This is a genomic window from Olleya sp. KJ81-1, from assembly GCF_055808135.1.
The window spans coordinates 522,892-537,131 of sequence record NZ_CM147854.1; the positions used below are offsets into that span (position 1 = coordinate 522,892).

The following is a 14,240-nucleotide window of genomic DNA, read 5'->3' on the forward strand; positions in this document are numbered from 1 at the left end:
TTTTAAGACGTGTTGTAAATTTAATTTTTATGCTTGTTTATTAGATCATTTCGTTCCTTTTTAAGTTGACTACTCAATCCAACTTTATAGGTATGCGGGTTTTGAAAACGCTTATATTCATCAGGAAGTTGCGCCAAACGCGATTGCGAGTATTCTGCAATTTCAGTAACCGTTCTTGCAGGTACCACACGTTTTCCATGTTCCATGACTAACTCTAATAATGGTTCTTTTTTTAGTGCACTAATATCTATTTGCTTAGTAATATCAAATGGGTGTTCCATGTGATCAATTTCACCTTCAGTATACATAGCAACAGCATCTGCACCATAAAATAGCCCATCCGCATCAGTCATACGATACACTTGCTTTTTAAACGGTAACGATACTTTTATAATGTTTTCAGAGAGTTTAATTCTTGGAGCACCATTATATTCAGATAATTTATAAACACCATCTAACGCAGCATCTGGTCGTCCTGTAACCAAATTAGTACCTACGCCAAAAACGTCAATTGGCGCCTGTTGTTCTTTTAAACTTTTTATAACAAATTCGTCTAACTGATTAGACACTACAATTTTCACATAGGTTAAATCTGCAGCGTCTAATATGGCTCTTGCTTTTTTAGATAAATAGGCTAAATCACCACTGTCTAATCGGATTCCGAAAAGTTTCTCACCTTTTTCTTCCATTTCTTTAGCAACTGTAATCGCATTTGGAAGTCCTAATTTTAGAGTGTTATAAGTGTCTATTAAAAGCACACAGTTTTTAGGTCGTACTTGTGCAAAATCTCTAAAAGCATCTAGCTCATTATCATAACTTTGTATAAACGAATGTGCCATAGTTCCTGTAGACGCAATATTATAATCTTCGGCAGCTTTCACATTACTTGTACTATCAAATCCACCAATAGCAGCAGCTCTAGACGCATAATAACCACCTGTGGCATGGGCACGACGTAATCCCATATCTAGCAAAATAGCATCTTTAGCGCTATAGCGTATTCTGCTCGCTTTGGTTGCAATTAAGGTTTGAAAGTTTAAAATATTAAGCAAAAGGGTTTCTATAATTTGGGCTTCAATAATATTAGCTTCAACTTGCAAAATAGGACGGTTAGGAAATACAATATCACCTTCTTTACTAGAGCGGATACTACCTTTAAAACTAAAGTTTTTTAAATACTCTAAAAATTCGTTTTCAAATCCTTTTTGTTTTAGATATGAAATATCAGACTCTGAAAATTTAAGCGACTCCAATATATCTAAAACATCCTCTAATCCAGTAAATATCGCATAGCCATTATCAAAAGGATTACGACGGTAATAATAGTCAAACACCGCTTTACCATTTGGTTTGGTCACAAAATAGACTTGCGCCATTGTTATTTGATATAGATCCGTATACGCAGCAGTAATGTCCATGATTTTTAAGTTTAGTTTTCTAAAATATTTAAAATTTTATTTAGTCGAAATTAATTCCCTTTCACACGTTGCCAAAGTTCTGATAGCAATTTTTTACCGTCATTAGAATCTTTTGGAGCTTCAATAAATGAAACCTTTCCAAAAGGATCAACTTCTAACTTGTATTTAAAAACAAAGTTTTCTGATTTTGGTTTTAAACTTAATAATCCAAAACGTAAATCATTAAAATAAAGGGTGTTTTCTGTTTTAGTAATGGTGTACCAACCTTCTGTTATGGCAATCATTTGCTTGACACTTTTATCTTCAACAAGACTACCTAATAAGTCGTGGTTTTTTGGATAGCTTTCAAAAGTGATGGGTTGGCTATCAAAAAACGAATAATTCCCCAATAAATAAGCATCTTCAGTTTGCACATTAGCACTCCAAAGTATCGTGTTTAATGCAGATGGTCTAGTGTCAATATCTAAATAAGCAATGTTTTGTTCTTTTAAAGCAGATTCAAATGTTGTGTAAGCTGCCCATTTTAAAAGTAGCGTAATGGCTAAGTAAGTTGTACTTATAATTAATCCCATATTGTTATAAAAACGTCGTTTTGCAGTGGTACGTTTTTGACGCATTGCTAAAATTAAAAATATCAGAAAAGGAACTGTGTACAATGGGTCAACTACAAATATGTTTTTAAAAGCTAATCGTAAATCAAAAGGCCAAAACAGTTGCGTTCCCCAAGTGGTGTGAGCATCTAATATAGGATGGGTTACAAATGCTAAAAAGAATAACCAAGTCCAGTTTTTAAAGTTTTTATAAGTTTCGTACCGTGTGACAATCCATGCAAAAATGGGCGCAAAAAGTAGTGAAAACACAATAGAATGTGTAAAACCACGATGTACATAAAGCGCAGTGACATTGTCCGTAAAAAAGGAGGCTAAAACATCTAAATCAGGAATGGTTCCTGCAATAGCACCATAAAGCATGGCTTTGTTTCCAACTTTTTTTCCTAAAACAGCTTCGCCTACAGCTGCTCCTAATACTATTTGTGTTAATGAATCCATATAGCATGCAAAAGTAAGAGATACTAATTTATTTATAACAAGACTTCGGTTTTATGTTGCATTTGGTTTGGTAACTTATGTTACCGACTAGGCTATTTATGTAATGTACATTTGTACTGTAAATTAATAATTGATGAAAAAACACATTTATATACCATTATTATTGTTAGGGTTAACACTTTCTGTTCAAGCGCAACAAGTGGTTCCTATTGCAAAATCTGATGTTTTGTCTAAAGTGTCAGAACGCAATACAAGCATAAAAATTTCTGAAGAAGATTTTAAACAAGCCAGAGCAGATTATAGACAAACCAATGCTGTGTTTTTACCAAATATTACAGCAAGTCACACAGCTATGGCGACTACTAATCCATTAATGGCTTTTGGAAGTAAATTAAATCAGGAGATTTTAACTCAAAACGATTTTAATCCAGCGTTGTTAAACGATCCTTCTCAAATTGAAAACTATGCCACCAAGTTCGAAATCCAACAACCATTACTAAATTTAGACGGTATTTACCAACGTAAGGCTGCTAAATCTAAAATGGAAGCCATGTCTTTAAAAACAGAACGCACACAGGATTATTTAGCTTTTGAAGTAGATAAAGCTTATATGCAATTACAATTAGCCTATAAAGCAGTAAGTGTTTTAGAGAAAGCTTTGGACGCAGCAAATGCGAATAAGAAACTAGCTGACGATAGCTTTAAACAAGGGTATTTACAACGTGCAGATGTGTTAAATGTTGAAGTCCGTGTTACTGAGGTTCAAAACCAATTACAAACCGCTAAAAGTAATGTGCAAAATGCATCTAATTATTTGTCTTTTTTAATGAATGATGAGGCTTATGTTGTGTATATGCCAAGTGACGATTTAACCATTGGCACATTTACAATGGAAGACAAAGCAGTGTCTGAAAATAGATCGGATATTAAAGCTATGCAATTGGCCTCAAACGCTTATGAAGCGATGAATAAAGCTGATAAAATGGCGTTTTTACCAAGTTTAAATGCGTTTGGGAGTTATGAGTTGTATGACGATAAAATTTTTCAAGGCGGTTCTAATGGATACTTATTCGGTGCACAATTAAGTTGGGATATATTTCAAGGCTCTAAACGTATTGGAAAAGCGCAAAAAAGTAAATCGGAATTCGAAAAATCTAAATTAGAATACAAGCAATATGTATCACAAAGTAATTTAGAATTAAATAAAGCGAAACGCGCCTTTATAGATGCTGACAATAAGTTGAAATTAACAACTTTAGCATTACAACAATCTGAAGAATCTTTACGTATAAGAACCAACAGATTTAAAGAAGGTTTAGAAAAAACGTCTGATTTATTATTAGCCGAAACGCAATATGCACAAAAACAATTGGAATACTATCAAACTATTTTTGAATACAATTACACACAAGCATACTTGCAATTTTTAACTAAAGAATAAAAAAGATACAAGAATATAGAACTAAGAATCTAGATTGATTTCCGAGAGTTTTTAATTATAAAAAATGTCACACTGAGCTTGTCGAAGTGTCCTAAATAAAAAATAATAACCATGAAAAACATATATACAATCCTAACACTTTCTGTAGCGCTATTAGTAGCAAGTTGTGGAAGCGAAGACAAAAAACCTGTTGTAGATAATACGCCAGCAATTAGCGTTAAAACTAGTCAAGTAGCAGCAAACAGTAACAGTCCTTTTTTATCTGTTAGCGGAAAAATACAAGCGACAAATAGTGCAGATTTAAGTACTAGAATGATGGGTTATGTTAATAAAGTACATGTTAACGTTGGTGATAAAGTCCGTAAAGGACAATTATTAGTATCTATTAATAATAGCGATTTACAAGCCAAGAAAGCTCAAATAAATGCAGGAATAACCGAAGCTAATGCAGCTTTAAATAATGCGCAAAAAGATTACAATCGTTTTAAAAACTTGTTTGCAGACAATAGTGCATCTCAAAAGGAAATGGATGATATGACTGCTAATTACGAAATGGCGAAAGCTAGAGTAGAAGGTGCCAATCAAATGAAAAACGAAATAAATGCACAGTTTGCATACAGTAATATTACTGCACCTTTTAGCGGAACAGTAACTAGTAAAAATGTAGAAGCTGGTAATATGGCAAATCCTGGTGTGCCATTAATAAGTATAGAAACACCTGGAAATTTTGAAGTCATGGCAATGGTGCCTGAAACTGAAATTTCAGAGATTAAATCCGGAACTACAGTGGATGTTTTAGTAAAATCCATAAATAAAACGTTGAAAGGGAAAGTAAAAGAGGTCAGCACTTCAGCTAAAAATACGGGAGGGCAATATTTAGTAAAAATAGATTTAGATAAAACAGAAGCTAATATTTTATCAGGGATGTTTACAACAGTTCAATTTCCTGTGGAAAGAAAAGCTACGTCATCAATGGTTTTAATACCTAAAGATGCTATTGTAACTAATGGGCAATTATCTGGTGTCTATACAGTAAGCCAAAGCAATACCGCATTATTACGATGGTTGCGTTTAGGCAGAACTTTTGGGGATCAAGTAGAAGTTTTATCTGGTTTAAATGCAAACGAAGCATACATTGTTTCTGCTGAAGGAAAACTATTTAATGGTGCAAAAATTACAATTCAATAACTAATAAGCTGCGTTAAGGATAGAAACGACATCCTTTTTTACTTAATAAATAAGCTGTCATTATTAGGAGTGCAACGACATGGTAATCTCCCAATCGATTAAGAGATTGCCACAGCAAATAAAAAATGTACTTAGTAAGGACAAGTAAAAAAGATACAGTGTATAGCCTGTTAAAACGCCCAAAATATAAATATTTCCATTGTCATGGGAATAAAAAAAGTAATAATTATGAAAGAAGGAATCGCAGGTAAAATTGCCAAAGTCTTTATGCAATCGAAGCTTACAGTGCTTTTGATGATTGTATTTATGGTGGTTGGTGTGTACAGTTCGTTTTTAATTCCGCGTGAAGAAGAACCACAAATTGATGTGCCTATGGCAGACATTTTTGTAGGGTATCCTGGAGCAAGTCCTACGGAAGTGGAGTCGCGCGTGATTAAGCCTTTAGAGCAATTAATTTCGAATATTAAAGGTGTAGAATATGTTTATTCTACGTCTATGAAAGAGCAAGGAATGGTCATCGTTCAGTTTTATGTTGGCGAAGATATTGAGCGTTCTTTCGTGAAATTATACAACGAAATTAACAAGCACATGGACCAAATGCCTGCTGGTGTTACGTTTCCGTTAGTAAAAACGCGTGCGATTGATGATGTGCCAATGTTGGGATTAACGCTGTGGAGTGAAAATTATGACGATTACCAATTAAACCAAATGGCTCAAGAGTTGGAAGCCGAAATTAAAAAGATTAACGACGTAGCAATCACGCATAAAATTGGAGGTCGTGACCGTCAATTACGCGTCGTTTTAGATAAGGATAAATTAGCTGCAAGTGGCTTAGATTTCTTGTCTGTTTCGGAAATGATTAAAGCGAATAATAGCCAATTAAGTGCTGGTAGTTTTGATAAAAGTGATACTGAGTTTTTAGTAAATACAGGTGCTTTTTTAGCTTCGGTTACTGATGTTGAAAATTTGGTGATTGGTGTGCAACAAAATCAGCCTATTTATTTAAAACAAGTCGCTACAATTATTGATGGACCAGAAGTGCCACAAAATTATGTCAGTTTAGGTTACGGAAAAGGAAGCGTAAAATCGGCGGATTATAAGTCTGAATATCCTGCGGTAACCATTTCGGTTGCAAAACGCAAAGGAGCAGATGCGATGAAAATTGCTGAGGTCATTATTGACAAAGTCGATCATTTACGTAGCACATTAATTCCGGATGATGTGCATGTTGAGGTTACCAGAAATTATGGTGAAACAGCATCGCATAAAGTATCAGAATTATTGTGGCACCTTATTGGGTCTATCTTTGCAGTAACACTTGTGGTTATGTTGGCAATGGGTTGGCGTGGTGGATTGGTGGTGTTTTTATCGGTTCCAATTACATTTGCTTTGACATTATTGAGTTATTATATGATGGATTATACGCTAAACCGAATTACATTATTCGCGTTAGTATTTGTAACTGGAATTGTGGTGGATGACTCCATTATTATTGCCGAAAATATGCACAGGCATTTTAAAATGAAACGATTACCGTTTAAAGAGGCTGCTTTGTATGCAATTAATGAAGTTGGTAATCCAACTATTTTAGCAACATTTACCGTAATAGCGTCTGTTTTACCTATGGCTTTTGTGTCTGGATTAATGGGACCATATATGGCGCCAATGCCAATAGGTGCGTCTATTGCCATGATATTATCCTTGTTTGTAGCGTTAACGATAACTCCTTATTTAGGATATATTTTTCTAAGAGAAAAAGATAAAAAAGGAGCAGCGGAGAAACCAGAAAAAGCAGTTGAAGACACGTTAATTTATAAGGTTTATAACAAGTTTGAACGTCCATTATTAGAAAGTAAATCAAAACGTTGGTTGTTTTTAGGGTTGACTTTTATGGTATTAATGGCGACAATGGTCTTGTTTTTTACAAAATCGGTTGCTGTAAAAATGTTACCATTTGATAACAAAAATGAATTCCAAGTGGTTATTGATATGCCTGAAGGCACAACATTGGAACGTACAGGCGTTGTTGCGCAAGAAGTGTCGCAATACTTGTCAACACGACCAGAAGTGGTTAATTATCAAAATTACGTTGGTACATCTGCGCCAATTACATTTAACGGTTTGGTGCGTCATTACGATTTACGTGGTGGATCTAATATGGCAGATATCCAAGTAAATTTAATTGATAAAAGCGAGCGTGATATTCAAAGTCACGGAATAGCTAAATTAATGCGTCCAGATATTCAGAAAATAGCAGCTAAATATAATGCGAATATTAAATTAGTAGAAGTACCACCAGGACCTCCTGTATTATCAACGATTGTTGCAGAGGTTTATGGACCTGATTATGACGAGCAAATTAGAATTGCTAATAGCGTTCAAAATATACTAAAACAGACTGATGATGTGGTAGATATTGATTGGATGGTGGAAGCGGATCAAACCGAATACCAATTTGATATTAACAAAGAAAAAGCCATGTTGTATGGTGTTGCACCACAGCAAATAGCGTACACCATGAATATGGCATTGTCAAACAGAGCCATCACAAATTTGTATGACGAAGATGCGGTGACTCAAGTTGGTTTAGTATTGGCTTTAGATGAAAAGGAGAAATCTACAATTACGGATATTTCGCAATTAAAAGTTAGATCAAAACAAGGTAATATGGTGCCTATTGCAGATTTGGTAACTATTACAGAAACAACTGCAGCAAAAAGTATTTATCATAAAAACCAAAAGCGTGTGGTTTATGTTATGGCAGATATGGCTGGAGATTTAGAAAGTCCTGCGTATGCTATTCTTGGAATGGAAGAAAAGTTGAATGAGATTCCGTTACCAAAAGGCTACGAGTTAAACGAGATGTACTTAGGTCAACCAGATTTTGAAGATAATTACACTGTAAAATGGGATGGCGAATGGCAAATTACTTTGGAAGTCTTTAGAGATTTAGGGATTGCTTTTTTAGGTGCTATTATCTTAATATACATCTTAATTGTAGGTTGGTTTCAAAACTTTAAAGCACCAATCGTTATGATGGTTGCAATTCCTTTATCGTTGATCGGAATTATTTTAGGACACTGGATTATGGGAGCCTTTTTTACAGCGACTTCTTTTATTGGTATGATTGCTTTAGCAGGAATTATGGTTCGAAATTCGGTATTATTAATTGATTTTATAAATATAAGAACTGCAGAAGGTGTGCCACTAAAACAAGCATGTATTGAAGCAGGAGCAGTGCGTACAACACCAATTTTATTAACAGCAGGTACTGTGGTTATTGGTGCATTTGTGATACTTTTTGATCCTATTTTTCAAGGATTAGCGATATCATTAATGGGAGGGACTATAGTGTCTACCGTATTGACGTTGTTGGTTGTGCCACTTGTTTATTATATGATAGAGAAGAAGAATTATAAATAGTGGGTAATTATGTTGAGAATGATGGGATTCTGAAACAAGTTCAGAATGACGTGAGGTTTGCAGATAAGATTGGGTAATAAAAAGAAATTTGAGTTGTGAATAATTAGATTCTGAAACACATTCAGAATGACGTGAATATTAAGTTTTAAATTTAAAAAAGAAGAAAAATGTTGAATACATATTTTAGAGTAATTGTTGGTGTGATGGTATTGCTAAGTGTGGTGCTTTCGGTTTATGTTAGCCCAAAATGGATGTGGTTTACTGTATTTATAGGTGTAAATTTAATACAGTCTGCATTTACAAAGTGGTGCTTATTAGAAACAATATTAGTAAAGTTAGGTGTGAGAAAAGAAGGCGCAGGTTGTAGCGTTAAATAGCATTAGTTTTATAATAGGTTAATTCCTATAAAATTAGTAGACTAAAAGTCCATAAATTGATTTGTAGCACGTATTTTTGCGCAAATTTAATTTATGGATTTTTTATTTGAACCTTGGCATTGGTTTGTTTCAGGATTTTTAATTGCCTGTACAATGCTATTTTTATTATTAATGGGAAAAAAGTTTGGTATGTCATCAAACTTAAGAACTTTTTGTGCTGCTTGTGGTGCCGGAAAAGTCAATTCGTTTTTTAAATTTGATTGGAAATCGGATGTGTGGAATGTATTAGTTGTGATAGGAGCAATGCTTGGTGGTTTTATAGCATCACATTATTTGTCATCCGCAGATATGCCTGCCATTAGTGATGCTACAAAAGCATCATTGTCTAGTATAAATATTTCAACTGAAAACCAATATTTACTTGTCGAGTTATTTTCTATTTCCGCTTTAAGCGATATAAAAACAATTGCTATTTTAATTGTTGGAGGAATCTTAGTAGGTTTTGGAGCACGATATGCTGGAGGTTGTACTTCTGGTCACGCCATTTCTGGTTTAAGTAATTTACAACTTCCGTCGTTAATTGCTGTTATTGGCTTTTTTATTGGTGGATTGGTTATGGTTCATTTATTATTCCCTTTAATTTTTTAATATGAAAAAACTACTATTTATTTTTATAGGGCTTTGTTTTGGGATTATCATGTATAAATCTGAGGCTGCTTCGTGGTTTAGAATTTATGAAATGTTTCGTTTTGAAGCGTTTCATATGTATGGTATTATAGGTACTGCTTTAGCGTTTGGTATTTTGTTTGTTCAAATTATTAAAAGGTATAACGTAAAATCGTTTGATGGTCATCCAATTGTAATTGCGCCAAAAGAAAAATCGTTTTCTAAATACTTGCTTGGAGGCATTATTTTCGGGTTAGGTTGGGCATTAGTTGGCGCATGTCCAGGACCTATATTTGTTCTTGTAGGTGCAGGTTATTTACCTATAGTTATAGTATTTTTATCTGCTGCTTTAGGGACGTTTTTATATGGTGTATTAAAAGATAAATTACCACATTAATTACATTTTATTTTTAAAATCTGTAACATTTTTACAAATTATACGTCATATAAGTAGAAATCTAAAAAAGCGAATTAAAGTAAAAAATGAAAACAGACAGACAATTATTAGTATTAACCCATTTAAGTCAATTAGTGTCTTTAATTATAGGTTGTGGTAGCTTAATTTTACCACTAATCATTTGGTTAACACAAAAAGATAAAATATATCAAATGGACGCTCATGGTAAAACCATTGTTAACTTTCAATTAAGTATAGTGGTTTTGTATATTGTATGTTTACCTTTAATTTTACTTTTTGGTTTAGGACTATTAGGCTGGTTTGTTTTAGGATTAGTATCTATAATTTACCCAATAATAAATGCCATTAAGGTTAGTAATGGCGAAGAACCGCATTACCCTTTATCTTTCAATTTTATTAGTTAGTTTACATTATATTGATAAAGAAGAAAAACGCAACCTGTAAGGGTTGCGTTTTTAGTTTAGAAAAAAAGAACTGTACTTCAGAAAAAAACAGATAATATATTTGATTATATATTAAGTTTGTAATCTATGTCGCGTTTATTATACCAAATACTATTTTTATTATATGTAGTGTGTGTGCAAGCTCAAGATCCTGTTTTTGAGGAAATGTCTAGAATATCAGACCTTCCAGATGTTGAGTTTTATGATGTAATAGAAGATAACGAACAATACATTTGGTTAGCAGCAGATAAGGGATTGTATCGTTACGATGGTAAATCTTACAAAAAGTTTAGCCATCCAGATCAAAAATCTAATTCACTATTTCAGTTACATCTTGACGATAGTGGTACTTTATGGTGTAACAACATTTATGGACAAATCTTTTATGTAGAAAATAATAAACTTAAACTTTTCTATGATGCTAGTAAATTAGTTGTTGGCCAATTAGCACCTTTTACAATACATAAAAACTTTATTAGATTATTTACCGTAACAGGTATATATGATATTAATTATACAACAAAAAAACATACTAAGTTTTTTGATGGTATGTGTATTAGTAATTCTACTATAAATAGCACTAATTATTCTTTTGTTATAAACGATGAAGGTAATGAGAAGCAACATCGTATTTATAAGATCAATAAAAATAAAAGTTCAAAAATATTTGAAATAATTAGTACTGAAAATATACAATCACCAAGGTTATTTGCTTTCAATAAAGATATATTCTTTACACATAAAAGTAACAATGGTAATGTTATTTATGCTATTAATAAAGAAAATAACTTAGTAACGCAGCTTAAAACACCTACACAAATAGAGAATAAAATTATTTATAGTCTATTAAATTTTAAAGATAGCTATTGGTTTTTAACAAGCTCTGGTGTGTTTATTTATAAATTTGAAAAAGATGTATTTGCGTTTGAAAAGCAACTTTTTAGTAACGAGTCTATAACCGATGTTCAAGTAGATTTTAATAATAACTATTGGTTTACAACATTAGATAATGGTGTGTTGGTATCACCAAATCTTAATATTAAATATACAAATTTAGATGTTTTTAACGCTAAAGTAACAGCTGCAACAGCATTGCTGAATAATCAATTTGTTTTAGGAACTCACGATGGCAATCTGTTGTTTTTTAGAGAGAATAAACTTGAAAAAACACTTGAATTACCTGGGAAAAAAGTTATTGGGAATTTATATTTTGATGAACAAAAGCAGCAATTAATTGTTAGTATTAATGCATCAGAGTCTTTTATAGTTAATTTAAAAACAGATAAAATTACTGATGTAAATAGTCGGTTTTCGGTAGCAAAAGCCTTTTCTAAAATAGACGATAGTACTTTGTTTTATGGCAATTACCGTCAAGGCATAGTGTATAAAAATCCGTTTGGTTTATTTAAAAAAAATATTGTTAAAGACAGTCGTGTAAAAGCTTCAGTTATTTATAAAAACAGATTGTTTGTCTCTTATATTGATGGATTGTATAAATACGATACATCAACGTTTTCTTCAGAAGAAATTACTCAAAATTCAAATAGTTTGCTTGTTAATGCTATGACTAATACTAACGAAACCATTTGGTTAGCAACACAGCATAACGGACTTTTAAAATATCATGATAATAAACTAAAACCTTCAGGAATAAATCTGCCAAAAGATATTCAAATAAATGCAATACAATCTAAAGGTATTATTTTGTGGATATCCACAGATTCTGGACTGTTTCAATACCATACAAAAACACATAATCTTAAGTCTTTAAGTGCGCAAGATGGATTAAACACTGCTGTAAATGACTTTTTAGTGCTTAAAGACCAGATTGTTATAATACAACCCAAAGCATTTTATACACTTCCAAAATCAAAAGAGTTATTTAAAACCTTTAAAACATCTAAAATTAGAGTAGAATCTATAACTATAAACGATCGTGATACATTAGTTTCTAGTAGCTATAAATTGCCTTATAATTTTAATAAAATTGGTGTTAAATTTAATGTCAATGGGTTTCAGTCCAACCAGCATGTTAATTATCAATATCGTGTAAAACAAATTGATACAAGTTGGCAAAACTTACCTTTAAACACACAGTTTGTAAATTTTAATAGTTTATCAAGTGGTAGCTATACATTAGAGATTAAAGCACAAAATGTTAGTGCAAAAAAAGCTGTTTTTGCAGTACCAATAACTTTTGAAATATCAAAACCATTTTGGGAAGCTTATTGGTTTTATGGCATCGTTTTAATATCAATTTTTATTCTAATTTGGATGTATTTTAAATGGAGATTACAACAAAAAGAATCACTACGTATTGCCGAAATTGATAAAATTTTAATTGATAAAAAAAACACCAATTTAAGACTCGAAAACTTACGATCTCAAATGAATCCGCATTTTATTTTTAATGCTTTAAACTCTATTCAAGATTATATTATTTCAAATGAAAAAGAATTAGCGAGTTCATATTTAGTAAAATTTAGTCGATTGATTAGAAATTATTTAGATTACAGTCAGCAAAATGAAATTACTCTAGAAGAAGAATTAAATGCACTAAAACTGTATTTAGAATTAGAAAACGTACGTTTTGAAGATGAACTGCACTATAAAATTAATATCGATAAAACGCTTGATACAAAAAAAATAAAAGTGCCTTCGTTGTTTATTCAACCCTATGTCGAAAATGCTTTAAAACATGGTTTATTGCACAAGTTAACCGACAAACAATTAAAGGTTGAAGCTAAACGAATAATACAAAATAAATTACAAATTACTATTGAAGACAATGGTATTGGACGTATTCAATCTGAAAAATTAAAACAAGCAAACCAGCAACACAAACCTTTTGCAACTAAAGCTAATTTAGAACGTGTACATTTATATAATAATAAATTAAATAGAGATATCACTATTACAACACAGGATTTGTATGATAATAATGAAGTAGCAAAAGGTACAAAAGTGGTAATAACTATACCTATAAATTAAATTATGAAAGCTATAATTATAGACGACGAAAAACGTGCAAGACATTTACTGTTAAGCTTGTTAAATGAATATTGCCAAAGCATCACTAGCATTGATGAAGCGCAAAATTTAAGCTCTGGTGTAGAGTTAATAAAAACAACAAAACCAGATATTGTATTCCTAGACATTGAGATGCCAAACCAATCTGGTCTCAATATTTTAGAATACTTTCCAGACCAAATCGATTTTAAAATTATTTTCGTTACCGCTTACAACCAATATGCAATTGAAGCCTTTAAGCTTTCTGCAGTTGATTATTTATTAAAACCAGTTGACATCACTGAATTAAAAGAAGCGGTTGTAAAAGCAGAAGAAGCTATAAAAGCAAATAATCTTAGCGATCAACTCAACAAATTACGCGGTTCTTTAAAGCAGTTATCCATAGATAAAATTGCTTTAGAAATCCCTAAAGGTATTATGTTTGCTTCGCATAACGATATTCTATATTTTGAAGCAGATGGAATGTATACTAAAGTGCAATTAATGGATGGCAAACAAAAAACAATTTGTAAACCACTAAAACATTTTGTCGAGCAGTTAGCGCATAATGCTATGTTTTTTAAATGTCATAGATCATATTTAATTAATTTAAAATATGTAGACGAATTAGTAAAAGACGATGGCGATTATTTATTAATGAATAATCAAAAACGCATTCCAATTTCTAAATCTAAACGAGATCAGTTTTTAGATGTGATTAAGGAAACCTTCATGTGATTCTTTAATTTATAATTTTTGAAAGTCATTCAGAAAAAAATCATCATTTTCAGAAAAAACCAAATTAAGA

General features: G+C 32.0%; 11 protein-coding genes. 9 read left to right on the forward strand and 2 right to left on the reverse strand.

All coding sequences use genetic code 11. From position 1 onward, the window contains the following. Nucleotides 1–20 precede the first annotated feature (20 nt). Nucleotides 21–1,421: a nicotinate phosphoribosyltransferase gene (locus AC0L3M_RS02480; protein ID WP_473432466.1), complete on the reverse strand. Its 1,401-nt coding sequence runs from the start codon at nucleotides 1,419–1,421 to the stop codon at nucleotides 21–23. 47 nt (nucleotides 1,422–1,468) lie between these two features. Next, a complete protein-coding gene (locus tag AC0L3M_RS02485; protein ID WP_473431711.1) occupies nucleotides 1,469–2,467 on the reverse strand; it encodes a metal-dependent hydrolase in 999 nt (332 codons plus the stop codon). Between the two features lie 133 nt (nucleotides 2,468–2,600). On the opposite strand from AC0L3M_RS02485, the gene AC0L3M_RS02490 reads away from it, so the two are divergent. From AC0L3M_RS02490 to AC0L3M_RS02530, 9 genes are all read left to right on the forward strand, one after another. Next, a complete protein-coding gene (locus tag AC0L3M_RS02490; protein WP_473431712.1) occupies nucleotides 2,601–3,908 on the forward strand; it encodes a TolC family protein in 1,308 nt (435 codons plus the stop codon). 111 nt (nucleotides 3,909–4,019) lie between these two features. Next, complete coding sequence (locus tag AC0L3M_RS02495) at nucleotides 4,020–5,096, forward strand: efflux RND transporter periplasmic adaptor subunit (protein WP_473431713.1); 1,077 nt, start codon at nucleotides 4,020–4,022, stop codon at nucleotides 5,094–5,096. Nucleotides 5,097–5,324: 228 nt separating this feature from the next. Beyond that, entirely contained in the window at nucleotides 5,325–8,519 is a 3,195-nt protein-coding gene (locus tag AC0L3M_RS02500) for an efflux RND transporter permease subunit (RefSeq protein WP_473431714.1), read from the forward strand. Nucleotides 8,520–8,686: 167 nt separating this feature from the next. Then, nucleotides 8,687–8,896, forward strand: coding sequence for a YgaP family membrane protein (locus AC0L3M_RS02505; RefSeq protein ID WP_090838743.1), 210 nt, complete (start codon nucleotides 8,687–8,689; stop codon nucleotides 8,894–8,896). 93 nt (nucleotides 8,897–8,989) lie between these two features. Continuing rightward, nucleotides 8,990–9,544: a YeeE/YedE family protein gene (locus tag AC0L3M_RS02510; protein WP_473431715.1), complete on the forward strand. Its 555-nt coding sequence runs from the start codon at nucleotides 8,990–8,992 to the stop codon at nucleotides 9,542–9,544. A 1-nt stretch (nucleotide 9,545) separates the two neighbouring features. After that, nucleotides 9,546–9,959 carry a DUF6691 family protein gene (locus AC0L3M_RS02515; protein WP_473431716.1) on the forward strand — a complete coding sequence of 138 codons (414 nt, stop codon included), beginning with the start codon at nucleotides 9,546–9,548 and terminating at the stop codon, nucleotides 9,957–9,959. A gap of 86 nt (nucleotides 9,960–10,045) precedes the next feature. Next, a complete protein-coding gene (locus AC0L3M_RS02520) occupies nucleotides 10,046–10,384 on the forward strand; it encodes a DUF4870 domain-containing protein (protein WP_473431717.1) in 339 nt (112 codons plus the stop codon). A gap of 126 nt (nucleotides 10,385–10,510) precedes the next feature. After that, the gene (locus tag AC0L3M_RS02525; RefSeq protein ID WP_473431718.1) at nucleotides 10,511–13,414 is read left to right on the forward strand and encodes a sensor histidine kinase; all 2,904 of its coding nucleotides are present in this window, start codon (nucleotides 10,511–10,513) and stop codon (nucleotides 13,412–13,414) included. Between the two features lie 3 nt (nucleotides 13,415–13,417). Further along, nucleotides 13,418–14,170 (forward strand): LytR/AlgR family response regulator transcription factor, encoded by a 753-nt coding sequence (locus AC0L3M_RS02530; RefSeq protein ID WP_473431719.1) that lies wholly within the window; start codon nucleotides 13,418–13,420, stop codon nucleotides 14,168–14,170. Nucleotides 14,171–14,240: the final 70 nt, after the last annotated feature.